We start from the raw sequence: 24,091 nt of genomic DNA, 5'->3' as shown, positions 1-24,091 counted from the left end.
ACGCAAAAGGTTTAGATTTTTTCCAGGCTCCGGACTTCGCAACTGCTGCAGGACCGCCATCCGATGAAAACCTTGAAGATCGCTACCTTCAACGTCAATGGCATTCGCGCCCGGTTGCCGAACCTGTTGGCCTGGCTCGAACGTGAACGCCCTGACATCGCGTGTTTGCAGGAACTCAAGGCCGTAGACCGGTACTTTCCCAAGGCCGACCTCGAGGCAATCGGTTATGCCAGCCTGTTCATGGGCCAGGCTTCCTGGAATGGCGTGGCCATCCTCGCTCGCGATGCCGAACCGCTTGAGGTACGCCGCGGCTTGCCCGGCACCGAAGGCGATCCACAAAGCCGCTATCTGGAGGCGGCAGTGCACGGGATACTGGTCGGCTGCTTGTATCTACCTAACGGCAATCCGCAACCGGGCCCGAAGTTCGATTACAAACTGGCCTGGTTCGAACGATTGATCGAGCATGCTGCTACCTTGCAAGGCAGCGATCATCCTGTGGTGCTGGCCGGCGATTACAACGTGGTGCCGACCGACTTCGACATCTACAACACCCGTTCATGGCTCAAAGATGCCTTGCTGCAACCGCAGAGCCGCGAGTGCTACCAGCGCCTCTTGCAGCAGGGCTGGACCGATGCGCTGCGCCATCTGTACGCCAACGACAGGATCTACACTTTCTGGGACTACTTCCGCCAGCATTGGCAGAAGAACGCTGGCTTGCGCATTGATCACTTGCTGCTCAATCCAACGCTAAAACCTTGCCTGAAAAACGCCGGCGTAGATGCCTGGGTGCGTAATGAGGCACATGCCAGCGACCATGCGCCGACCTGGATAGAACTGGATACGCGCAAACTCAAATAGATCGCCTATACGCTGCAGACTACCGTTCGTCCGCTGCCCGGCACCTTGGCCTGCTTACAGCTTTCCACATGGCTATGGCGCGTGATGATGCGCCTTATGCCTGCGGAGAACTTCATGACCTTGCTGAAACCCATGAGCGGCGATCTTGCCGAATTACACCGCCATGGTTCACTGCGTGAGCTGTATCAGCACCTGCTGTCCAGCGAGAAAGAGGAGGCCGCGCAAGCGGCGGCCACGTTTTTGCAGCAACAACTGGCCGCAGTCGAAGACGTGGCCACCGGGCTACCGCCAGATGCGCAACAACTGGCGCATTGGGTCGAGCAAAACTGCGTGGCGGTGGCGGCCGAATACGCCGACTACCTGGAGCAGCGCAAGCAAGGGGCCGTGCGCAGATATTTTCACAACAAGGCGCACGCGCTGCACACATTGCGCAGCGTGGCGCCCACCAAACTGGTCGATGGTGCATGGCTGTATGGTGTGCTGGAACACTGGCAGGACTATCGCTACAACGGCCTGATAACTACGTACCTGGAAGAGCTCGGTGATGGACAGGGTGCCCAGAACCATGTCGCCATCTACCGACGCCTGTTGGCCGAACATGATTGCGAGAGCGACCAGGGGCTTGCCGACGAACACTTTCACCAAGGCGCGATCCAGTTGGCGCTAGGCTGTTGCGCCAGTGACTTCATGCCCGAAGTGCTGGGCTATAACCTTGGTTACGAGCAATTGCCATTGCATTTGCTGGTCTGTGCCTACGAACTCATTGAGCTGGGCATCGACCCTTATTATTTCAGCCTTCATGTCACCATCGACAACGCCAGCACCGGGCATGCCCGCCGGGCGGTAGTGGCCGTAAGCGAATTGATGCCGGTGGGCATGGACCCGCAGTTGTACTGGAAGCGGGTCGCACGGGGTTACGCGCTCAATGATCTGGGCACAAGCACCACTGCGGTCATCCAAGCTTTCGATCTGGAGCAGGAGTTGTTGGCGATGCTCGAACGCAAGCGTCCTTTCGGCCAGCACATGCACTCCGACTACGCCAGTTTCGAGGGCAAGACCGTTAACCAATGGCTCAGTGAACCTGGGCAAATGCCCGACTTCCTACGCGCCCTCCAAGGCAAGGGCTGGATCCAACGTCATCAGGACCCGACAAACAGCCGTTTCTGGCAGCTGATCGACGGGCCTGGAGCGGCCATGTTTGGGGTGTTCAGCGGCTTCGAAAAGCAGCTGATACATGATTGGATTGCTGGTGACTGGCACGATGGTCGTCGTCGGTGTGCGCGACGGCGTATTTCCAACGTAGCCGCTGTTGAGTTGCCCGAAGATGCGGAAACCGAGGCACTCAGTGCATCACTCAAAGGCCAGCCCGCCGATGCGCAGATTGCCCTGTTGTTGCCTTGGCTCGGCCCACAGCGTCACAGCCGTCCTGCCGGCTTGTTCGCTACGCGCCGCTTTATCGAGCTACGAACCCGTTTGCGCTGACCCGCCAAGGATGCCGTCATGGTTGATTTCGTCAAATGTCCCGAACGCCCTGTATACCCGCACCAGCCTTTGGCCGACCAGGCTCTGCTTGGGCTGGGGCGACGCTTGCAGGCTGACGGTTACCGCTTCATCACCCCGACACCCTTGACCCACCAACGCGTCAACAATCGCCCCAACAACCCTCGCAACGAAGACCTACGCGGTGTTTTTGGCTGGTCGAGGCCATTTGAAGCCAACCTGTTCAAGGCAAACGACCTGGCCATGCTGGAGGAGGCCGGTATTGTTCAGAGGTGCGCCGGGCTGTATCGCAGCACCGTCCGTTGGTCCAGCCTTGGCCCCTTGTTGCTGGCCCATTCGGCGTTTCCGACGACTGAGGCCGATGCGGTATTTTTCGGGCCTGACAGCTATCGCTTCGCCAGTTTGATCGAAGAACACCTGCTACAGCATTTCACACCCGTCCACCGTGCAGTGGACATTGGCTGCGGTGCCGGCGTAGGTGCCCTGGTGGTGGCGCGGGCACGCAGGGACGCTGAAGTACTTGCGCTGGATATCAATCCACGGGCCCTGCGCCTGTGCGCAGTGAATGCTGAACTGGCCGAGGCCACTAACGTCAGCGTCTACCACAGCGATGTGCTCAGCAGTGTCGAAGGACGCTTCGATCTGATTCTGGCCAACCCGCCTTACATGAACGACGTGCAACAACGGGCTTACCGGCATGGCGGCGGTGCCCTGGGTGAACACTTGTCGTTACGCATTCTCGAGGAGTCACTGCCGCGCCTGCAAGTGCATGGCACTTTGCTGTTGTACACCGGCGTGGCGATGGTGGCAGGCAGCGACCCGTTCCTGGCTGCTGCACAGCGCCTGCTGACCGATGCCACTTTCGCTTGGACTTACCGCGAACTTGACCCCGATGTCTTCGGAGAAGAGTTGGAAAAACCCGGCTACGAGCAGGTCGAGCGGATCGCGGTGGTAGCCCTGACCGTGTCGCGGCTGCGCTGATGAGTGCCAATGGTGTTGTTCAGCGGTTTGGGATCGAAGAGGAATACTTCATCACTGACCTCAAGACCCGACGTATGCTGGCAGCACCGGATGAACCTGTGCTTGCGGCTTGTCGCGAAGCATTGGGCGCCGGTTTTGCCTACGAGATGTTCCAGGGCCAAGTCGAGCTGGCTTCGCCGGTGTTCACCCAAACCGATCAAGCCGCCGAATACATGGGAAAGGCGCGCGCGCGGCTCGGTCAAGCATTGGCCGAGCACGGCCTAGGGTTCATCTGCGCCGGCGCCCATCCGCTTGCCGACTGGCGTGAACAACAGCAAACACCGCAAAGTCACTTTCGTGAACTGTTCGCCGAGTTTGCCCTGGTTGCACGGCGCAGCGTGTTGTCTGGGCTGCATGTTCACGCTGAAATCCCCGCAGGGGTCGACCGTATCGCGGTGATGAACGAAGTACTGCCCTGGACGCCGCTGTTGCTGGCCATGAGCACGTCTTCGCCGTTCTGGGATGGCGTGAACAGCGGTTACATGAGCTATCGCCAGGCGGTGTGCGATGAATGGCCACGCATGGGCATCCCCGAACATCTGGCCAATGAAACGGCATTCGCTCAGTACCTCGACACACTCCGGCAAGCGGGCGCCATCGCCGCCAAGGCCAATGTGTGGTGGGCGATCAGACCTTCTTTGAGCTTTCCCACCCTGGAACTGCGCATTACCGATGCTTGTCCTCGGTTGGCTGACGCGCTACTCCTGGCAGGGCTGTTTCGGCTAATGGTCCGCCACGCCTGTTGTCAGGCGAAACCGGGTAGTGGCTACACCGCGCCGATAGGTTGGTTACTCAAAGAGAATCGTGCCCAGGCTCGCCGCTGGGGACGCCATGGTCGCTATGTGCTCGCACCTGCCGGCGATACGCTGACACTCGAGCAGTGGCTGGATCAGGCCAACGACACCTTCGGTTCGACCGCTCAAGCGTTGGGCGAGGAGGGGTTGTTCGACCAAGCCCGACGGCTGTTGCGCGCAGGTACCAGCGCCGAGCGGCAACTGCGTTTCTTTGATGCTGCTGCCCACACCCCGTCGCCGTTAATGGCAGTGGCCGAGCAATTACTTGAGGAAAGTCGCCAAGCCCTTTGATGCCAGCAATCGCCCCGACCTCCGGCAGAGGAGGGTGGGGCGATAGCCTGACGCTTTTGAGCGTTACAGCGATACCAGCACGTCGCCTTGGGATTCACTGAGTACGTGCTTGGTGATGCTGCCTACCAGCAGCTCTTCCAGTGCACTTTCACCTTGCTTGCCTATCACGATCAGGTCGCAGTCCAACTCCTGCTCCTGCTCGACGATTCGCCAGGCAGCGTCACCATGCACCACCACCTGCCGCGCATCGGGCACCCCAGCCGCTTCGCTCAAGGCAGCAAGCTGCTGTATCGCGTCCTTCTTGATCACGTTGCGGTAGTGGGTGAGGGTGTCATGGTCTACATGGGCGAAACGCATACTGCCCTCGAAGGGCGCTTCGAACACGTGCAGAAGAATGATTTCGGCCTGCGGTGCAACGGCCATGGCCAGCTTGATGGCGCGTAGGGACGACGGCGAGAAATCAACCGGCACCAGCAAGGTACGGTACTCGCGACGTGGCGCCTGTTTGACTACCAGTAGCGGGCAGAGCATGCGGTTGAGCATGCGCTGGACGGTCGAGCCCAGCAGCAAGTGACGAACCACGCTCTGGCCCTTGGCGCCACAGACCAGCAGGTTGATGCGTTTGTCCTGCACCACACGGGTGACTTCGGTGATGACCGAACCTGGCACAACATGGCTGCCCGCGCTCACGTCGTAGCGCTGGAACAGGCTGTCAGCCTGCTCGTGGGCTTTTTCTTTGGCACTGGCAAGGGCCTTGGCCAGCAGGTCGTCATCAGGCGCGACAATCTGCTTGAGACGCTCGAACGGGGCAGGATTGGCAACATAGAGCAAATCCAGAGAAGCCGCCAACTCCTTGCTCAATAGTGCCGCGCGCTCTGCCGCGTGACGGGCCGAGGCGGACAGGTCGGTGGCAACCAGTATATGGCTCAACTGGGACATTTCGGTCTCCTTATGCAGTACTGCGTTCCTGAATCCACGAAGTCGCCTACGCTGGCGCGTTGGCTGGAGTTCGCTGCGATTCGTGCTTGCAGCCATCCTCGCGCGATTGGCACTCAACGTCGTGACCTGAGTCAACGATAGGACAGCGACGTCGCAGACAAGTAAAGCCGATATCCACAATTGCGCCTGAGCAGGGGAACTCGAAGCACCGCTTACGGTGCCTAACGCGTGGCTGACTGTACAAGGGCCTTCAACGGAATATGTTTTGCCAGGCAATCAACACCGTACAGACCACCGCCAGCACCGCAATGGCAGTGAAGTATTCGATCCCCACCAGATAACTGATTTGCTGGTTAACTTGTTGGCCGACATAAATCAGAGCCATTTTCCCGGCCTGTGCACTCTCGTGGTTTTGACCAAAATGCCGGGCCAGGATATCGACATAGCTGCCAAAGGCCGCATCGGCATGGGTCAAGCGCAGGTTGAGCAGGTTATATTGCTCAGTGCTTCGCCATTGGGAAAACAACGTGGCCAGGCAGGTGCCCAGGGCCGTGAAGATTTCGCGCAGCATGTTCTTGACCTGCTGCGCATGGGCAAACAACTTGTCGTCGTGGGCCACGTCGGCGAAGGCCTGGATTGCTGTAGTGGGAATCACCAACATAATGAAACAGCCGTTAAGCGCCAGTGCAGGCAGAATGTGTCCGACGAGATCGGTGTCGGGCGCGACATGCGCCAATAGCCACGCGAAGCTGCCCAGAGCGATGAAGCCGGCAATGTGGAATTTCTTCGACCCGGGATGGGTATTGATGATGCGTAGCATCACTGCCCACGTTACTACCGTCATCGCCAGGCCCAACGACTGCTGCTTGCCGATAGTTTCCCAGGCATAGCCCATGCCGGTTTGCAGGAAGGCCGGCAGTATGAAGTTGTTCGCACCTTGCACGACATAGGCGAAGCTGAATACAGCCACACCGAACACAAACCGAGGCCTCTGCCACAACTCCCGCACCATAAGCAGTGGCTTTTCATTGCGGTGCTCGGCATGAAAATAGCTGTAAAGGGCAAAACCCGCTAAAGCGCAAAAGATCCCGAATATCGCGCGGTCGTCATAAAAGTTGTAATACGAACGCTGGAGTAGATACAGCAGAAAGAACGACGCCACCGCCAACAACAAGATGCGCCCAAGATTAGATGGGCTGCGCGCGTCGTCGGCATGGGCATCTGCTGGCAAACACCGGCAAGCCAATATTGCCACCGTAACGGTAACCGCAATGAGCAGCCAGAACATTGTTTGCCAATGGTCCTCGGTGACTGCCAGAGACGCCAGCAGCGGCGCCAATCCGGTGCCTACGGCGAGCCCTGCGAAGAACGCCTTGACCCCACCAAAGCGCACCGATCCAGCGGGCAACTGGTGTACCAGCACTCGAGCGGTAGTCATGAATGCTGCGCCGCCCAGGGCCATGATCACCCGCCCCGCGGTGAACATCCCAAGGTCATGACTTGCCGCACACATCAGGCAGCCCGCGATGTGCACCACAATCGAAGCGTGAACATAATGGCGCAGCCCCATGCGTTCGATGAACCAGTGCTTCTTGGCAATCATGACCACGGCAACGCACGCATACAGCGCAGCAATGAAGCTGTACTCCTCGGGACTGGCATCGATTTCGCCACGAATCGGCGCAGCAGCGAATGACACCATACCGATCTGGAGAAACTCGACAAGGTTGAGCAAAAAGATGATCGCTAACAGGGCGTACCGACGGCTCATAACATTACCGGCCCGCCAAAGCGGCCTGAGTGGTGGTGTTGGCATGAATGACCTGCGCGACGCGGCGATCGGCCTCACGCATTTCTTGGTCAAAGACATGGGTCTGATAAGAGTCGTCCAGGGCAATTGCGCTGCTCACTTGCGTACCCCGGTGATCGCGGGTATCGACCTTGGCGTGCATGGTCATGCCAATGCGTAGCGGCTGTCGCAGCAGTTCGGCGCCTTGCAGGGTAATGCGCACCGGTACGCGCTGGGTGACCTTGATCCAATTCCCTGTCGCATTCTGTGCAGGCAGCAGCGAGAAAGCACTGCCGGTACCAGCATCGAGGCCGGCGACGCTGCCGTGATATTCAACATTGGTGCCGTAGACTTCTGACGTCAGTATTACCGGCTGGCCAATGCGCAGGTGTTCAAGCTGGGACTCCTTGAAGTTGGCGTTGACCCACAATGAATCCAGTGGAACCACCGACATCAAGGCCAAACCCGGGCTGATGTGCTGGCCTGCCTGCACCCCGCGCTGGGTTACTGTGCCCGTGACCGGTGCGGCTATGGTCGTGCGCAACAGGGCGATATAGGCGTCGCGCAAGTCGGCAGCTGCCGCGAGCACTTCGGGGTGGCTTTCCAAGTGGGTGCCATCAACCAGAGCACGGCGCTGGGCCAGTACCTGCTGAGAAACAACCAGGGCAGACCGAGCGTTCTGGGCGATGACCTCGGCATGACGGATCTCTTCCTTTGAAACGGCGCCAATGCCTACCAGCTGTTGACGCCGGGCGAGGTCAGCGCGGGCCTTGGCCAGGTCATTGCGGCGCTGATCAAGCTCCGCATCGAGTTGCTGCACCTGCAGGTACTGAGTTCGGGCCTGGCGGGTGGCACGCGCCAATGCGGCTTCAGCACGCTTGTAGCGGATCTGGGCATCCACGGGATTAAGGCGTACCAACACCCGGCCAGATTCGACATGGTCGGTGGTATCAGCTTCGATACCGATCACCGTACCGCCTACCTGACTGGTTACCTGTACCACGTTACCCTGCACATAGGCATCCTCGGTACTTACAACGTCGGAGTCTAATACGATCCACGATAACGCAGCGATCAGCAGCACAAGGGCGGCAACGAAAATGGATAGGTCGTGTCTGTTGAGCGACAGGGAAAGCTTGGGCATAAATGCACTCGGCAATTAGCAAGGAAAGAAGAGGGCGGGGCAACTTCGCAGCGGGGATTTCAACCACGGGGAGGCGAGTCCAAATCACGACACAGGAACGCATGTAGTGCGGTAAGCGACTGAATCTCCGGCCATTTTGCGACCAGCTGCAGCACCTTCACCAATTCAAATTAATGCGCATTGCCTGCACTTTTTTTGATATCAGTGTGACTTCACTCATATTGATAAGAGAGTTCAATAATTTGCATTTAATCTATTTCCGGCATCGGCCTACCATGCCCTCTGCATCGCATTGACTGCGAAAAGGAGTTGGTCATGTCTTACCCGTCGCTGCAAACCCCGCTGGCAAAATCCCTCGGTTGCCGCTACCCGATCATTTGCCTGGCAGGGCCGCAGGTCGACCAAGCCGAGTTTGCAGCTGCCATCGGCAATGCCGGTGGTTTGGGCTGCATACAGACGGCGAGAGTAACGAGCGCTCAGCTACAGCAGCAGGTTTTTGCCTACCAAGCCCTCAGCCAACGTCCATTTGCGGCGATCCTCGACTGCACGTGTACCGCACGATCGCTACATAACGAACAGATCCAGGCGTGCCTAACGTTGCAGGTACCCATCGTGATACTCGCGTCAACTGTGCAGAGCAGTGTGATCGAGCAGTTCAAACGCGCAGGCGTGCAGGTACTGCAGCAGGTCAAGCAATCCAGACAAGCCATACATGCGATGGAGGCGGGTGCCGATGCGCTTATCGCCCAAGCAGATCGAAGCAGTCCCAACCTCGCTTATGAACTGGCCCTGTTGAATAACGCTCCGGTCATCGCCGCAGGCGGAATACGGACCGGTAACGCAGTGGTCGCGGCATTGGGCCGTGGCGCGCAAGGGGTGCTGTGCCAGTTGACCGGATACGCCATCGACAACTTCCAGGCGCGAGAGCATTACGCGGGGCGGCTGGCGCAACTGGTGGATGAAGCGAAGGTGTGCATGGCGCTGGAGCGCGGAGAGTGTGATGGCCGCTTCAAACGATCGATGGAAATGGCGATGGCGTACCGTGCGCGCAAGGGGGCGGTGGCGGCGCAGGTGGGGCTGGGAGATGGTGGAATTGTGTAAACGTGCGAGACCTTCTTCGGATTGGTGCGCATGTAAAGCAACTACCAGTTGAACAGCCGAGGCTTGCAATTTCTTGCGAATTAAACATAACTCAACTAAATGACTATTTAGTTGAGTTATGACTCTAACGTTTTCAATAAGTAGATAGCCGCAAGAAAGAGGGGCGAAAAGAGACCGCTTTGTACGACATTACAGGTTCTCGCTTGGGACGACCAGAATGAAAAACTTACTCCAGCAGCCATCCATTCAACAAAACTCAGAAATAGATAATTTCATCACTTGCTGTTTTTCCAGTTTGGTACCCCGTAAGGGATAACTCACCACCTGAGCTAGGTAATGATTTAAATATTTTCAGGAAAATGAACTCATTGGATGAATTGTTAGTCGCTACCGAAAAAAAATAATTCACCCCTGCAACCGTTTGTGTCCTATAAGCAACCGCGCGAAATTCACTGTAGGAGACGTTTACTCCGTCCTCAAACGTAGGCTTTACGCGATCAACATACTCTTGTATTTCAGATGTAGCTTTTCTAGGTTCACTGAGTCCGCCAGCTCTCATTTTATCAACTCCAGTTTGCGATGGGTTTGGTACAAGTCATGAAATAGCAACCCGGCAACCGCGTCTACTGGTAAAAATGACAGGTGCTGCGCTGGAGATTGATACGCGTCTTCTCAATGAGTATGCGTAGGATCCGAACTCTTTTCCACAGCGCCATGTAATTGGACGCTCTGAGTCTCGAGCTTGAGATTCGGTAGCCGAACATACTTTGCGCAGGGATGGACGTAGGCGCATTTCAAAAGGCCTGGGGAGATAAAACGTTCTTGTGTGCAAGGTTCGAAATTTCATCACACGTGGGCTGGTGCGTCTGTGGATGAGTACGCATAATGTATATTATGTTAAATCATGTGCTATGTCACAAATGTTCATGTGTTGTCCAATCCCACATACCTCCGGTCAAACTGTGTGTGAGGATCGAGGGAAAAATGGAAAGCGCCTAGACGGAAGAAAATCTTCTGAGATTCAGTAGCTTGCACCAAGCGCCATGGTCAGCTTTTTGAGTTCATTGGAATCGACTCGATTTACCTCTCCGCTATGCCATTGATCTAGCTGTATATTTTTTTGTGAGACTAGCAAAGTTTTTTGGGGCGAAAGTGGAAAACTTCGAGAGCGCATTGGAAAATCCATAGCATTTTTTTAGACTTTAGTTGGAAACTCCTAAGAAGAATCGCTCAACGCTCCCCGGTGTTTTGTGGCCCCCTGGTTAACCCTGCTGAAGGTATGGGGCAACATGAGGTGCGATGCAAGGAGTTCCACCGTGGAACTCGAGCACTTTACGCCTACCCGGAATCCATCGCCTGTTGTCAGGCCTACAACTCAAATGATAAGTAAAACTCTGCGTTTCCCCGCGCTGGCGAATCTGCTTGCTGTATTCACCGGTACACAGACGAGCACCTCGAACATCTGGCATTCGTGGGCGTAGCCTGCCATGCTTCCTTGACGTGCTCTGGCTGCAGTGAGACCGAACATCGTCCGTATCTAGCTGAGAGTGCTTGTCCGGAGCTATAAAAAATTATCAAGTGCTTTCACGCGCTTTTCGCACTCATTGAGAAGGAAGCTCTCCGGTGGCGAGCGCCCTTATGCGTTTCGCGCACTCCTCTAAGGAAACCAGGGAGCCGTCAGCGATTCTCTCAATAGGAGACATTCCAAGAAAGTAATGATTGTGGTTTTTCATGGTCATGAATCCTTCTGCGTTCTTTGGATTCTCAAATATCATTTGCAGCGCCCTCGATATTTCCATAATTAAGCCTGCCCGATATAGCACCTCCGAATCACTACAATCTTCGCTCCCGAGGATGCCGTTAGCTAACGGCCCATTAACTCCCCATGCATTTAGTATAGAGAATGCCGCTTCTGCGGCTGTATGGTTTCCTATGCTTTTGTCATTAGCCACTGAAAAATACCCCCGCTTTCTTTAGGCTATAAGCCTCGTTGATCAGTTGTACCAATATTTTCGCTAGCCACAATTGATATGCCTGTAGTTCCAGGTCCTCGGCCTCTGTGTTTGAGGCTTTGTATATGCTCCTGGCGCTTATGACCTGCTCATCGGGGATCTTTAGATTGTCTGAAAATGTACGGCCCGACAGCGTCTCGTAGCCGTATAGGTCAGATTCGTCTCCCTTTAGTATTGCCGATATCCTCTTGAAATCGAGAACCGGCTCAACCTCCCACTGCCCCGTATTGTTTAAGTTTGGGGCGATTGCAAGTTGGAGTCCAACTATTACCTGCGTGGACTGAGGCCTGTCCATCTCATGGAAAAAGTCTAGAGCACTCTGTCCTGTGTTAAATACTCTAATCTCAACGACTTCCTCTTGCCCATGTAAATCCATCATGCACACGATTAAAAAAGTGGAATTATCTGTGGTTCCGAGGACTTCCGAGAAGGCTTGGAGAGTTACCCGTAGACTGGGCATGTGATGTCCTCCGAGAGAAAAATGAACACTATAGATTGTAGCGCTATAGGGCTCAAAAAGGCTTCATCATTCCTTTTGTGGACTAGAAACGCAAATGGATCTCAAGCAAGCCCTCGCACAGGCGCTACGCAAGACCAGAACGAGCCGAGGCCTCACGCAGGAGGATTTCGGAGATGTCAGTAGCCGTACCTACGTGAGCACTCTCGAGCGCGGCCTTAAGAGTCCCACGTTAGAAAAGCTCGTCGAGCTGGCTGCTCGCATGGACGTCCATCCTCTCAGCCTGCTCGCCGAGGTTTTCCTTCTCACTGATGATGAGGCCGACATCGAGGTTCTGTTTGCCAGGATCCGACAAGACCTAGATATGACGTAGCCGATTGCTACAGAGGTGAGGTTACAGGCGCCTGTAATATCCGATAACTGCCAGACCCGGATATTGCATTATTTCCCGCAGGTACGCATGCTAAAGCCATCCTGTACGTATTGGTCAAGTCATGCCTTGCATCCCTCAGCCGCTGTTCGACACTTTCGAGCGCTTCCACGAGCTCAACTTTCTTAATCTTAGCAACGAGCACCCGAGTGTCCGGCAATATCTCAACAGCTTCGAGGACAGATGCCGCGCCGTTGATAGCTATCTGGTTGTACGGAGCTTTTTGAAGTCCTACGCCGGTAACCAGTCAACTTTCAACTCATTCAGAACACACATCGAACGCTTGCTGCTCTGGACGCTGAATGTTGCTCGTAAACCACTTCTGGATCTGCGTCGCACCGATGCTGAGCAATTCATGGAGTTCTGTCTTAATCCACCTGTGGACTGGATCGGCTCGGTGATTAAGTCTCGTTTCATACGCATCGGTGGTCGTAAGCGGCTTGAAACTGATGAGTACGTTGTGAATTCTAATTGGCGGCCATTTAGTTACACAGTTTCTAAGCGCGAGCGCAAGTTGGCAGCTGAGGCGATGACCGAGCACTCCGATGTTACATACCATATGGCGCAAGGATCGGTGGCTCAGGTCTTCGCTGTCTGCGGCAGTTTTTTTCAACACGCTATGGATGAAGGACTCACGGAAGCCAATCCGTTTCGTGCGATCAAGCAAAAGTCGATCTATAAGCAACGAAATACACTGGAGGTGGCGTCTCGGTCCTTGACTGAGTTGCAATGGAGTTTCGTAATTGATACTGCAGAGAAAATGGCTGACGAAGACCCAACCCATGAGCGCACGCTGTTTATCGTAGCGACGCTTTTCGCCATGTACCTCCGTATCTCTGACTTGATCGGCCGTGACAACTGGCGGCCAACAATGGGAGATTTACGACGGGATACGACGGGCAACTGGTGGTTTCACGTCGTTGGTAAAGGTAACAAAGCGGCCAAGATAAGTGTGAGAGACGAGTATGTCGAGTGCTATCTCGTACGATATCGTCACTTCATAGGCCTCTCCCCCCTACCCTCACCACAAGAAAAGACACCGCTGATTAGTACATTGAAAGGTCGTGCAGGGCTTTCGGATCGACACGTACGACTACTTCTTCAAACAGTGTTCGATCACTCTTTGCAACGTATGCAGAGTGAAGGGTGGAGTGATGATCAAATCGACCAGCTCCGCTCTGCCTCCCTCCATTGGTTGCGCCATACAGCCGCGACGTTCGATGCACCGCTTCGTGATATGAAAGACCTCCAAGCGGATTTACGCCATAACAGCCTAAGCACCACTCAAAACACCTACTACAATAGCCTGGACGAACAACGAGCCAAGTCAGTAAAAGGTTTAAAGATGCGAAAGTAGTTCATCGGTTTGACATGACGCAGACGATAAGACACTCAAATTCATCATGTAAATTCTCAAGCGAAACTCCAGAGCCGCTGATCTAAGGGTGCCGTTCTGGCGGGGAAGAATTCACTTTGCTCTGCCTGACACATCGCTACATGAAGCAACCGCCATCGTAGAGCGGATCCGGGAATGGGTGTCCGGAATCATTAGACCACTACATAAATGAGCCTCACCTTCAGATTTCGTTAAGAAATACCTTGGATACTCCTCCCCAACCTATACAGGGAGGCAATCTGCCCATGCCCCATTTCGACTGGAACACCCCCCTGCCCCTGCGCTTCGGCCAAGCCGAGACGCCGCAGCTGACATTGACCGGTGCCATGCCAGGCGACAGCCTGCGACCCGCATTCGAAGCGTTTATTCAGCAACGCTTTCGCAAGGCTCACGGCGCCGACATCCGTCATTTCATGCCACAGCTGTTTGGCATGAGCAAAGCCTATGGCGAGTTATGTGCGGTCGCCGGGGTGCGCCTTGCACATGACGAACCACTGTTCCTGGAACGTTACCTGGACGAGCCCATCGATCCGCTGATCAGTGCTACTGCCGGATACCCGGTGGGTCGGGCCAGCATTGTCGAGGTCGGTAACCTGGCTGCCTGCGATACCGGCAGTGCACGACTGAGCATCATCGCCATCACCTGGCTACTGGCCATGGGCGGCCTGGAATGGGTGGCATTTACCGGCAACATCGGCTTGGTCAATAGCTTCCATCGCCTCGGTCTGAAACCGGTGACGTTGTGTGCAGCCGACCCGGGCCGACTGGGTGACGATCGCTACAGTTGGGGCAGCTATTACGAGAGCAAACCCTGGGTACACGTCGGTAACATTCGCGCGGGATTCATCCATTTGCGCAACAGTGGTCTGTTCACTCGGCTGGGTCTGCCGTCATCCATTGAGGGCACTAGCCATGTCGCTTGAGTTACAACGTTTCCAGAAGATCCTGCATAGCCATATGCAGCGCAACCCACACGCGATTGCACTTTGGGATGATCGGGTGAGACTCGATTACGCCACTCTTTACGCCGAAATGTCGTACCGCCAGCAACGCCTACGCGACGAACACGCTCAGGTTATAGCCCTGGCACTGGATAACGGCGTTGAAGCAATACTCTGGGATCTTGCCGCGCTGTTCGAGGGCTTGACTTGCGTAACCTTGCCGCCCTTCTTTAGCCCAACACAGCGCGCCCATTGCCTGGAGCAAAGTCAGGCGGCAAGGGTGATTTCGGAACCGGAGCTGGATGCTGAATTGCTTACCTTGGGCTATGAAAAAAACGGCGAGTTCTGGCGCCGTACATTCGCCGGCCCGAACCGGATGCCCCCAGGCACGGCCAAACTGACCTTTACCTCCGGTACCACCGGTACCCCTAAAGGCGTGTGCCTGAGTGCGGAAAACCTACTACAAGTAGCAAGAGAGCTGGATCAAGCCAGTAAACCTGCTGACCCGCAGCATCACTTGGCATTGTTGCCACTAGCAATCCTGCTGGAAAACCTCGGTTGCTACGCCGCACTGTACGCTGGCGCAACCTTGAGCTTACCGAGTCAGAAAGCTTTGGGCATTCAAGGCGCCAGCGGCGTCAACTTACCCCGGCTACTCGAGTACCTTACCAAGCGCGCACCCGAGAGTCTGATTTTGGTGCCGCAGTTGCTGCAGATGTTGGTCAGCGCCACTGAGCAGAAAGCCTTCGACCCACAAAAATTGCGCTTTGCTGCTGTAGGAGGAGCGCGCGTCTCTGAGGACTTGTTGCTCCGAGCTGAGCGCGTCGGTCTGCCGGTTTACGAAGGTTACGGATTATCTGAGTGCGCCTCGGTGGTGTGCCTAAATCGTCCCGGTGCCCAGCGACCGGGAAGCGTTGGTAAACCCTTGCCTCACATCCAGGTGAAGTTGGCAGAAGATGGTGAAGTACTGATCAAGGGCTCGGCACTGCTCGGCTATCTGGGCGATGCACCTTACGCCGAGGATTGGTGGCCCAGCGGCGACCTGGGAGAGCTAGATCCGGAAGGCTTCCTTTACCTCAAAGGTCGCAAGAAGCATCAGTTTGTCACCAGTTTCGGACGCAACGTCAACCCGGATTGGGTAGAGGCCGAACTCACCCAACGCCGCCACATTGCCCAAGCCTTTGTGTACGGGGAATCGCTTCCACGCAATCACGCTCTGTTGTGGCCCCATCGTACCGATTGTACTGATGCAGAACTTGCTGAGGCTGTAGCGGAAGCTAACGACGCATTGCCCGACTACGCCCAAGTTCATAGCTGGACGCGCCTGCCCTATCCCTTCACGTCAGCCAACGGCCTGCTGACTGCCAATGGCCGACCGCGCCGCGACGCTATTGTCGAGACGTTTCACGCGCAACTTACCGAATCTGCCGTATCTGAGGAGTCTGCATCATGAGTTTTTTCGACACGCTTCAAGAAGCTTCACATCAGGAGCGCCACGAATTGTTCAACCTGCCGATAATCCTCGACGCACTTGAAGGTAAGGTCAGCCTTGAGAGCTATCGGGCATTTCTTGCGCAAGCCTACTACCACGTCCGCCACACTGTGCCACTGATGATGGCCTGCGGCGCGCGACTACCAAGCCACCTCGAATGGCTACGTAAAGCGGTATGCGAGTACATCGAAGAAGAATACGGCCATGAACAGTGGGTGCTTAATGATATAGCCGCCTGCGGCGGTGACCGTGACGCCGTGCGTGACGGCCAACCCTCAATGCCGATTGAACTGATGGTCAGCTTTCTGTACGACTTGATTGCCCGAGGCAACCCGGTAGGCCTGTTCGGCATGGTCAATGTGCTGGAAGGCACAAGCATTGCCCTCGCCACCCATGCAGCAGGCAGCATCCGCGAGCATCTGGGTCTTCCAGAAAGCGCCTTCAGCTATCTCAGTTCCCACGGTTCACTGGATATCGAGCATATGCAGACCTACCGCCGGCTGATGAACAGGCTGGAAGACCCCGCAGACCAGGCGGCTGTCATCCATGCGTCAAAAGTGGTGTATCGGCTGTACATCGATATGTTTCGGGGCTTGCCCCGGGCTGCGGAGGTTCATCATGCAGCTGCATGATGCCCGGGTAGTTTTGACTGGCGCCAGCGGTGGGATCGGCCAGGAAATTGCCAGGGATCTGTGCGCCGCCGGCGCCCAGGTGCTGGCGGTAGCTCGACATCAAGAATCCCTGATGCCGTTGCTTGAGCGCTATCCGCAAAACTTGTTCTGGATAGCCGCCGACCTCACGCTCCTCAATGATCGTCGCAAAGTACTGGCCGCCGCCGAAGCCATTGATGGCATCAACTTGTTGATCAATGCTGCCGGCGTCAACCACTTCGCCATGCTCGAACAGCTGGATGACAATGAAATCAACGCGATGTTGAGCGTGAACGTCAGCGCCCCAATTTGCCTGACCAAACTGCTTCTACCGTTGCTCAAGCAGGCCGACAGCGCCATGGTGGTCAACGTCGGTTCAACCTATGGCTCGATTGGCTACCCTGGATATGCCAGTTACTGTGCCAGCAAGTTTGCACTTCGCGGCTTTTCCGAAGCCCTGCGCCGGGAGCTTGCCGACACCCGGGTCGGCGTCCTCTATGTTGCACCACGCGCCACCCGTACCTCGATGAACAGCTCTGCCGCCCAAGCGCTCAACGATGCACTCAAGGCAAGCGTCGATGATCCACAGGCGGTGGCAGCGGCGGTGATCCACGCCATTGCTGGTGACCGTCGCGATCTCTATCTGGGGTGGCCGGAGCGATTTTTTGTGCGGTTGAACAGCCTGTTGCCCAACTTGGTGGATCGTGGCCTGCGCAAGCAATTGCCGCTGATCCGGCGTCTTAGTCACACCCACGAAAATGAGCATCTCAAACCATGAAAAAGACCGTTGCCTGCCTGCTGCTCGGCATGTTGAGCCAAGGCGTCTGGGCGCTCGACAACGCGGATCAGCAACGCCTTAATGGCATTCAGCAAAGCTGGGCGCACATACAATATGAACTGCCAGAGCAACAGCGCGTAGCGGCGTTCGCGCAATTGGCGGCACAAACATCGTCGTTCACGCGAGATCGCCCAGTGTTAGCCGAAGCGTGGATCTGGTCAGGAATCGTCACCAGCAGTTGGGCGGGTGCTCAAGGCGGGCTGGGCGCCCTAGGCAAGGTCAAAGATGCCAAGGCCGATCTGGAAAAAGCCCTGACTCTAGACGCCGACGCCTTGCAAGGCTCGGCCTATACCAGCCTTGCTGCACTCTACGACAGAGTGCCCGGCTGGCCGATCGGTTTCGGTGATGCTGACAAGGCAGAGCAACTGCTTCAGAAAGCGTTGCAACTCAATCCTGCCGGCATCGATAGCCTATATTTCTGGGGCGATCACCTCTACCGCCAGAAGCGCTACGCTGAAGCGAAGGTTGCCCTGCAAAAAGCACTACAAGCGCCTCCAAGGCAGGGCCGGGAAAGTGCTGACGTTGGACGGCGCAAAGAAATCGCCGCACTACTGGAAGACGTTAACAAGAAACTCGATTGACTGGAGTTTGCGTGCGTTTATTACTGATCGAAGATGATGTCGCCCTGGGCGAGGGTATTCATCAAGCGCTAGGGCGTGAAGGTTACACTGTCGATTGGCTCAAGGACGGGAGTAGTGCTCTGCACGCCATGCTCAGTGAGACCTTCGACTTGGCAGTGCTTGACCTTGGTTTGCCACGTATGGACGGACTAGAAGTACTCAGGCGCCTGCGCGATAGCGGTTCCAACCTGCCGGTGCTGATCCTCACGGCCCGTGATGCAACAGAAGACCGTATCGCCGGGCTGGACGCAGGCGCCGACGACTATCTGATCAAACCGTTCGACCTGGCCGAACTGAAGGCCCGTCTACGTGCGTTGTTACGCCGCAGTGCCGGACGAGCACAGATGTTGATCGAGCATGCGGGCATCTGTCTGAACCCTGGCACCCAGCAAGTCAGCTACCAGGGCCTGCCTGTAGCCCTGACACCCAAGGAATATCAGTTGCTGCATGAATTGCTGTCACCTCCTGGTCGCGTGATGACCCGAGATCAACTGATGCAATTGTTGTACGGCTGGAACGAAGAAGCCGAAAGCAACACGCTGGAAGTACACATCCATCACCTGCGCAAGAAGTTCTCGACTGATCTGATTCGCACAGTTCGCGGCGTGGGATATCTGGTGGAGGAGCGTCGATGACGTCAATCCGACGTCGCACACTCACCCTGATAATCGGCTTGATGCTCTTGGGGTTTGCGGTGATCAGTGCGCTTAATTTTCACGACAGTAATCACGAAATCACGGAAGTCTACGACGCTCAGCTCGCACAAAACGCACGGCTTCTACAGGGTGTCATGCGCATGCCGCTACAGAGAAAGGAGTACGCCGAGCTCTATAAGGCCTTCAATACAGCATTAGGCGAAGCCGTACCCAGAGTCGACGGACATCCTTACGAAAGCAAAATCGCGTTCCAAGTCTGGAACAGCCAAGGTGAGCTCCTTGTGCATACGGCGAGCGCCCCCTCTTTCCACACCCTGCCTGGCAAGCCCGGTTTCAGCGATGTCGTGGATCTGAACAATCGGAATTGGCGCGCTTTCATGTTGGAAGACAAGCGCAACGGTATGCGGATTTGGGTGGGCGAGCGCGATGATGTGCGAGCTGACCTCGTTGAGCGTATTGTGCGCCACACTTTGTGGCCCAACGTTTTGGGCAGCTTGATTCTTGCGGCAATGGTTTGGCTTGCCATTGGATGGGGTCTCAGGCCGCTCGCGAATATGGCTTCTACCCTTCGTGCTAGACACAGCGGGTCACTGGAGCCACTTCAATTGACCCCCCTTCCGAGCGAGCTGGAGCCAATGCAGGCAGCGCTCAACCGTATGCTGGCGCAAATTCAGGAAGTGCTTGGGCGTGAGCGACGTTTCATTGCCGACGCTGCGCATGAAATGCGCACCCCCCTGGCGGTGCTAAAGGTACATGCCCAGAACTTGTTGGAAACACAGAGTGAAGAAAGTCGGCGCGAGTCACTAGAGCATTTGATTGCGGGTGTGGATCGTACCAGTCGATTGGTCAACCAGTTGCTGACGATGGCTCGCATCGAGCCGCAATCAGTATCCACTACGCCATCAACCATTGATCTTGCAGCCACCGTCCGCGATAGCCTGGTTCAATTGACGCCTTGGCTGCTGAGCCAGGGACTTGAACTGGTATTCGATGTCAGCGACGACACCTACAACGTCAGAGTTGATCCGACTGCCATCAATATTGCGTTAAACAATCTGGTAACCAATGCGGCAAATTTTTCTCCGGCACACGGCCTGATCACGGTGCGTCTTGGAAGAAAAGGCGATCACTACGAACTGTCTGTCGAAGACGACGGCCCGGGTATCGATGAGTCCGAGTATGGCCGGCTCCTTGAACGTTTCTATAGTCGAGGTAATGACCAGGGAGCAGGACTGGGGCTCGCTATCGTGAAAACAATTGCAGATCGTATGGGAGGGCAGATAACGCTAGAAAATCGTAGTCAGGGAGGTATGCGTGCAACGTTAGACCTACCCTTCAAATAATACTCTCGGTTTCGCGTTCAGTCTCCCTTCGGTCGGCCCAGTGGCTGGGCTCTCGTCGGACAAAGCCTTGAAAGTAGCCATCCGTAAATTGGTTGGGAGGACTCATGTTTGACATACATCAAACGGGGGCGCCCCGACAGGTGTAGATAAGAATGGTGATTTATGAACCTCTCCATCCCTTCGGAGTAAATCCCATGGCACCTGTTCAATCTAACGCGCAAACACCATCTACTCCCGCCTTTCCTCCTGAAAAAGGCGAACACTGGATCGAGCCGCTAAAGGATGGTGGGCACGTCCTCATCAGACCACTGCGTGCAGAGGATCGCGAGCGAGAAAGGGCCTTCATCATGCGTCTATCACCAGAGTCGCGACACTTTCGCTTTTTGTGCCAAATCAAAGAGCCAGGAGAAGCCATGCTTGATCAGTTGATGACCGTCGATCAGCGGGAGAAAATGGCATATGTGGCTTTGGCACACGTCAAAGGCGAACTCCTAGAGGTCGGTATCAGTCGTTATGCAGCAGGCGCCCAGCCAGATGAATGTGAGTGTGCGGTTACCGTTGATGATCAATGGAAGCATCGCGGCCTAGGAGCGCTGTTACTTAGCCACCTGATCGATAAGGCTCGGGCGAATGGGTACAAAGAGATGTACTCAATCGACTCGGCGGCCAATACGGCGATGCATGATCTAGCTCGTGATTTCGGCTTTTCGACTGCGCGTGATCCCAGCGATGCCTGCCAGGTTATCCATCGCCTTTCATTGACTTGATGAGCGCTGCGAAGCTGCAGACTGCTCACCAGAAATCACACGGTTCAAACATTGCTGCTCGTCCTCCTCAGTGATGCCTTGGAAATCACTTACTTCAAAGACTGAAGTGTTGAACAGGGCGAGCCGCAATACACCATTTCTGTCCAGAAATACCTCAGACAAACACAAGCAGATGGGCGAAGAAATAGATACCGACCTCCCATCCTCCCCCGGGAACGCAAGCTGATCGTTGAGGTTCGTTTCACAGGCAGCAACGATGGTACGAATTGATCGAGCCGCGTAGTACAACGTTGTGGGATACCCCACCCCTATGGTTATCAGAAAACACAAAACCAAGTTCGATTCCTTAGCGTAGGTCGAGATACGATCAACCTTATGCCGCCACCCTGTTGAGCCAGGATTGAAAATAGCTTTACCAACAAACAGGGTGTAACGATGTTGCACAATGACCCCAACGCACAGACTGATCGCAACAAAGCCCAATAAGATCCAGGGCTTGGCCGTAAGCAACTCAACAGCACCATCGAACCAGCCTGCAATAGATACCAACACTACGAAGCTCACCACTCCAGCAATTATGCCGAAGCTAGCTCGTGGCCTTTTCAACCAGGCTTTAAGCTTCTCTTTACTGGTTGCGTTCATGGTCAATACCCTCACATTAGTCCGTGCCAAAGTAGGCTATACGGTGCTGGGCAACTAAAGCTCTACGGTTTCAAGGTGCTCTGGCACTGACACCGACCAACCAAGCTCAAGGCTGATTCGGCGCCGCAGCGTATCAGCTGCATGGGGTTCACCATGCACCACAAAGGTATGCCGAGGGGGCCTCTTGAAGCCCCGCAACCACTGCATGATTTCATCAGCATCGGCATGCGCCGACAGACTCTCCATGGCAGAAACCTGAGCGCGTATCGGGACATCCTCACCGTGCATACGGATTGTCCTAACTCCAGCAATGATGTCCGCTCCGCGAGTACCACCGGCCTGAAACCCAGAAAACAACAACGTATTGCGGGGGTTGGGAGCCAGCGCCTTCAGGTGATGCAGTACCCTACCCCCGGTTGCCATGCCACTGGCTGCGATGATCACCGCAGGGTCGCGAAGCTGGTCAAGGTGTTTTGATTCGTCGACTGTACGAATGATATGGGTGCTACGGCACATCGCTGCGCACTCCTCGGCAGATAGGCGATGCTCTTGGTGAAAGCGCTGATACAGCGCGGTGGTATCTGATGCCATTGGACTATTGAGGTAAACCGGAATGTCTGGGATTCGGTGCTCTCTTTTGAGCGCATACAGGTAGTACATCAATAATTGCGCACGCCCAACGGCAAATGACGGAACCAGGGTGATGCCGTGCCTTAGCAGTGTTTGATTAATGACATTGGCGAGATACGTCTCTGGAGCCTCCTTCGGGTGCTGTCGGTCACCATACGTAGATTCGACCAAAAGAATGTCTGCGTTCTCGATCAGCTCCGGGGTTCGCATGATAGGGTCGTTGGGGCGCCCTAGGTCACCAGAAAACACTATGGTTTGGCCTCCTGCATTTATTTCGACAGTCGCGGCACCTAAAATGTGACCTGCAGAACGAAGATAGACCTGCAGACCGTCGACGATTTCAACCGAGTGATGTAGTTCCAGTGGGCGGAGATGTGCAAGTGCTCGCTTCGCCTCCTCTTCCGTGTACAGCGCCTGGGCGGGGTGGTGTTTAGAGTAGCCACGTCGGTTTGCATAGTCGGCTTCCTCTTCCTGTAGGCGGCCACTGTCGAGCAACAGGATCCTCACCAGCTCACAAGTGGCCGCAGTCGCATAAATCGGCCCACGAAACCCATTCCGAACCAGAACTGGAAGGTAACCGCTGTGATCGAGGTGCGCATGGGTAAGGACTACCGCATCGATTTCATCCACTGGTATAGGCAAAGATTGCCAGTTGCGTAAGCGCAACTGCTTGTATCCTTGGAACAGTCCACAATCGACAAGCACCTGCGTCGAGTTGTGCTGGAGTAGATACTTGCTTCCGGTAACCGTACCCGTCGCACCAAGAAATGTGAGCTGCATGATTCTGACCTCGAAAGCTGGCCGGAGGGCTCTAGTTGCCGGAATTAACAGCCAGTACGCTGCAATGTGCCGAGTTCACTATCCGGTCTGTCGTATCACCGAGCAGTTTGCCCAAGCCTTTAGGTTGCACTATCCCCATAACCACAACATCAACAGCCAAATCGCGCACCATATCGCTGATAGCGGTCACTGGCGGCCCTTGGACAAAATGTCGACATTCAGTAGCAACGCCGCAGAAGTCGGCCAGTTCATCATAAGGTTCGCGTAATACAGCAATTAGCTCCTCAACCCAGTCCAAAGCCGCATTCGAATCGGCAACAAAGATTGGTGAAATGTCATAGGCAGAAAGTAGGTGCAACTGAGCATTGCATTGCAGCGCCATGGCCGTGGCTGCGCGGATTATTTTGTGATTGAAGTCGTTTCCTTGCTCCGAATTGGCCGTATCGACGGCTGCAAGGATTACGTTGGGAAGAGGCACATTGCCATGCTGGACAAAATGTACAGGTACCGGACTGGCGCGCATCAGCTCGCTATCGAAAGAGACCCCAAACACCCGCTTGAGCGCTGAAACCTCATCAATGTCCTTGATGACCATGTCGGGACGAAGCGTGTGAATGCAGTCAACCACGTCCTTGACGGGATCGTCGGTCAATGCTGCCTGGCTGGTAGCGCACGCATCGTCTATATGTATTGCCCCAACCGTTTCCGTTAAACGATCACGATATTGTGAGAACTGCTCGGCGATTTGCTGTTCAACCTCTACTTCTTCTCGCCAGTTGCTAAGCCCATGAGGTTCAAATAAACCCAAGACATGCAACCCTGCCCCCGTCGTTTTAGCCAAAGCCTTGGCGCGTTGTGCCGCTGGCGAGGTCAAATCGGCATCCAGGGCAAGCAGCAACAATTGTTGGTACTGACTCATCGCAAACCTCCAATCATGTCATCGCCTACCGGGAATCGAAGCTCAGGTACTAAATTCTGTGCCTTGACCCCGCTTCAGACTT

Annotated in this window: 24 protein-coding genes; 15 read left to right on the top strand and 9 right to left on the bottom strand. The window is 55.4% G+C overall.

Translation table 11 applies throughout. The features are described from left to right. Nucleotides 1-63 precede the first annotated feature (63 nt). From xth to H8F21_RS02625, 4 genes are all read left to right on the top strand, one after another. Entirely contained in the window at nucleotides 64-858 is a 795-nt protein-coding gene (gene xth, locus H8F21_RS02640) for an exodeoxyribonuclease III (RefSeq protein ID WP_203480198.1), read from the top strand. Nucleotides 859-972: 114 nt separating this feature from the next. Continuing rightward, complete coding sequence (locus H8F21_RS02635; RefSeq protein ID WP_203480195.1) at nucleotides 973-2,340, top strand: iron-containing redox enzyme family protein; 1,368 nt, start codon at nucleotides 973-975, stop codon at nucleotides 2,338-2,340. A gap of 18 nt (nucleotides 2,341-2,358) precedes the next feature. Beyond that, nucleotides 2,359-3,339 (top strand): methyltransferase, encoded by a 981-nt coding sequence (locus H8F21_RS02630; protein WP_203480192.1) that lies wholly within the window; start codon nucleotides 2,359-2,361, stop codon nucleotides 3,337-3,339. Then, nucleotides 3,339-4,463, top strand: coding sequence for a carboxylate-amine ligase (locus H8F21_RS02625; RefSeq protein ID WP_203480188.1), 1,125 nt, complete (start codon nucleotides 3,339-3,341; stop codon nucleotides 4,461-4,463). The genes H8F21_RS02630 and H8F21_RS02625 overlap by 1 nt, the downstream gene beginning before the upstream one ends. 63 nt (nucleotides 4,464-4,526) lie before the next feature. On the opposite strand, the gene H8F21_RS02620 is transcribed toward H8F21_RS02625, so the two are convergent. The 3 genes from H8F21_RS02620 to H8F21_RS02610 form a co-directional block, all read right to left on the bottom strand. Next, nucleotides 4,527-5,402: a universal stress protein gene (locus H8F21_RS02620; protein WP_203480185.1), complete on the bottom strand. Its 876-nt coding sequence runs from the start codon at nucleotides 5,400-5,402 to the stop codon at nucleotides 4,527-4,529. A gap of 250 nt (nucleotides 5,403-5,652) precedes the next feature. Continuing rightward, nucleotides 5,653-7,173, bottom strand: coding sequence for an MFS transporter (locus H8F21_RS02615; RefSeq protein WP_203480183.1), 1,521 nt, complete (start codon nucleotides 7,171-7,173; stop codon nucleotides 5,653-5,655). 4 nt (nucleotides 7,174-7,177) lie between these two features. After that, entirely contained in the window at nucleotides 7,178-8,335 is a 1,158-nt protein-coding gene (locus tag H8F21_RS02610; protein WP_203480180.1) for an HlyD family secretion protein, read from the bottom strand. 315 nt (nucleotides 8,336-8,650) lie between these two features. Between H8F21_RS02610 and H8F21_RS02605 the strand changes: the two genes are divergently transcribed. Further along, complete coding sequence (locus tag H8F21_RS02605) at nucleotides 8,651-9,436, top strand: nitronate monooxygenase (protein WP_203480178.1); 786 nt, start codon at nucleotides 8,651-8,653, stop codon at nucleotides 9,434-9,436. Between the two features lie 256 nt (nucleotides 9,437-9,692). Here H8F21_RS02605 and H8F21_RS02600 read toward each other — a convergent pair whose 3' ends face one another. The 3 genes from H8F21_RS02600 to H8F21_RS02590 form a co-directional block, all read right to left on the bottom strand. Beyond that, a complete protein-coding gene (locus H8F21_RS02600; RefSeq protein WP_203583967.1) occupies nucleotides 9,693-9,995 on the bottom strand; it encodes a cystatin domain-containing protein in 303 nt (100 codons plus the stop codon). A gap of 1,042 nt (nucleotides 9,996-11,037) precedes the next feature. Continuing rightward, nucleotides 11,038-11,388, bottom strand: coding sequence for a hypothetical protein (locus tag H8F21_RS02595; RefSeq protein ID WP_203583966.1), 351 nt, complete (start codon nucleotides 11,386-11,388; stop codon nucleotides 11,038-11,040). Next, nucleotides 11,381-11,908: a hypothetical protein gene (locus H8F21_RS02590; RefSeq protein ID WP_203583965.1), complete on the bottom strand. Its 528-nt coding sequence runs from the start codon at nucleotides 11,906-11,908 to the stop codon at nucleotides 11,381-11,383. The genes H8F21_RS02595 and H8F21_RS02590 overlap by 8 nt, the downstream gene beginning before the upstream one ends. Nucleotides 11,909-12,002: 94 nt before the next feature. Here H8F21_RS02590 and H8F21_RS02585 point away from each other — a divergent pair, with 94 nt between their 5' ends. The 10 genes from H8F21_RS02585 to H8F21_RS02540 all read left to right on the top strand — a co-directional run bounded on the left by H8F21_RS02585 (nucleotide 12,003) and on the right by H8F21_RS02540 (nucleotide 21,038). Further along, a complete protein-coding gene (locus tag H8F21_RS02585; RefSeq protein WP_203583964.1) occupies nucleotides 12,003-12,278 on the top strand; it encodes a helix-turn-helix domain-containing protein in 276 nt (91 codons plus the stop codon). Nucleotides 12,279-12,399: 121 nt separating this feature from the next. Next, complete coding sequence (locus H8F21_RS02580; protein WP_203583963.1) at nucleotides 12,400-13,692, top strand: tyrosine-type recombinase/integrase; 1,293 nt, start codon at nucleotides 12,400-12,402, stop codon at nucleotides 13,690-13,692. A 284-nt stretch (nucleotides 13,693-13,976) separates the two neighbouring features. After that, nucleotides 13,977-14,654 (top strand): thermostable hemolysin, encoded by a 678-nt coding sequence (locus H8F21_RS02575; protein ID WP_203583962.1) that lies wholly within the window; start codon nucleotides 13,977-13,979, stop codon nucleotides 14,652-14,654. After that, nucleotides 14,644-16,125 carry an AMP-binding protein gene (locus H8F21_RS02570; protein ID WP_203583961.1) on the top strand — a complete coding sequence of 494 codons (1,482 nt, stop codon included), beginning with the start codon at nucleotides 14,644-14,646 and terminating at the stop codon, nucleotides 16,123-16,125. Before H8F21_RS02575 ends, H8F21_RS02570 begins: the two co-directional genes overlap by 11 nt. After that, nucleotides 16,122-16,796: a TenA family transcriptional regulator gene (locus H8F21_RS02565; RefSeq protein WP_203583960.1), complete on the top strand. Its 675-nt coding sequence runs from the start codon at nucleotides 16,122-16,124 to the stop codon at nucleotides 16,794-16,796. Before H8F21_RS02570 ends, H8F21_RS02565 begins: the two co-directional genes overlap by 4 nt. Then, nucleotides 16,783-17,592 carry an SDR family oxidoreductase gene (locus H8F21_RS02560; RefSeq protein ID WP_203583959.1) on the top strand — a complete coding sequence of 270 codons (810 nt, stop codon included), beginning with the start codon at nucleotides 16,783-16,785 and terminating at the stop codon, nucleotides 17,590-17,592. The genes H8F21_RS02565 and H8F21_RS02560 overlap by 14 nt, the downstream gene beginning before the upstream one ends. Further along, nucleotides 17,589-18,233, top strand: a complete 645-nt coding sequence (locus H8F21_RS02555; protein ID WP_195884057.1) for a tetratricopeptide repeat protein — start codon at nucleotides 17,589-17,591, stop codon at nucleotides 18,231-18,233. The genes H8F21_RS02560 and H8F21_RS02555 overlap by 4 nt, the downstream gene beginning before the upstream one ends. 11 nt (nucleotides 18,234-18,244) lie before the next feature. Further along, nucleotides 18,245-18,907 carry a response regulator gene (locus H8F21_RS02550; RefSeq protein ID WP_115086620.1) on the top strand — a complete coding sequence of 221 codons (663 nt, stop codon included), beginning with the start codon at nucleotides 18,245-18,247 and terminating at the stop codon, nucleotides 18,905-18,907. Continuing rightward, nucleotides 18,904-20,271, top strand: coding sequence for a sensor histidine kinase (locus H8F21_RS02545; protein WP_203583958.1), 1,368 nt, complete (start codon nucleotides 18,904-18,906; stop codon nucleotides 20,269-20,271). The genes H8F21_RS02550 and H8F21_RS02545 overlap by 4 nt, the downstream gene beginning before the upstream one ends. 194 nt (nucleotides 20,272-20,465) lie before the next feature. Then, nucleotides 20,466-21,038 carry a GNAT family N-acetyltransferase gene (locus H8F21_RS02540; RefSeq protein ID WP_203583957.1) on the top strand — a complete coding sequence of 191 codons (573 nt, stop codon included), beginning with the start codon at nucleotides 20,466-20,468 and terminating at the stop codon, nucleotides 21,036-21,038. Here the strand turns inward: H8F21_RS02540 and H8F21_RS02535 are convergent. The 3 genes from H8F21_RS02535 to H8F21_RS02525 are packed head-to-tail and all read right to left on the bottom strand — an operon-like array spanning nucleotide 21,027 to nucleotide 24,009. Continuing rightward, a complete protein-coding gene (locus H8F21_RS02535; protein WP_203583956.1) occupies nucleotides 21,027-21,680 on the bottom strand; it encodes a hypothetical protein in 654 nt (217 codons plus the stop codon). The genes H8F21_RS02540 and H8F21_RS02535 overlap by 12 nt on opposite strands. A 54-nt stretch (nucleotides 21,681-21,734) precedes the next feature. After that, entirely contained in the window at nucleotides 21,735-23,090 is a 1,356-nt protein-coding gene (locus H8F21_RS02530; RefSeq protein WP_203583955.1) for an MBL fold metallo-hydrolase RNA specificity domain-containing protein, read from the bottom strand. Nucleotides 23,091-23,121: 31 nt separating this feature from the next. Continuing rightward, the gene (locus H8F21_RS02525) at nucleotides 23,122-24,009 is read right to left on the bottom strand and encodes a universal stress protein (protein WP_203583954.1); all 888 of its coding nucleotides are present in this window, start codon (nucleotides 24,007-24,009) and stop codon (nucleotides 23,122-23,124) included. Nucleotides 24,010-24,091 lie beyond the last annotated feature (82 nt).

The organism is Pseudomonas arcuscaelestis (genome assembly GCF_016881005.1).
GTDB classification, from domain to species: domain Bacteria; phylum Pseudomonadota; class Gammaproteobacteria; order Pseudomonadales; family Pseudomonadaceae; genus Aquipseudomonas; species Aquipseudomonas arcuscaelestis.
The sequence above is the reverse complement of the archived record's forward strand: the minus strand, read 5'-3'. Positions and strand labels throughout refer to the sequence as shown.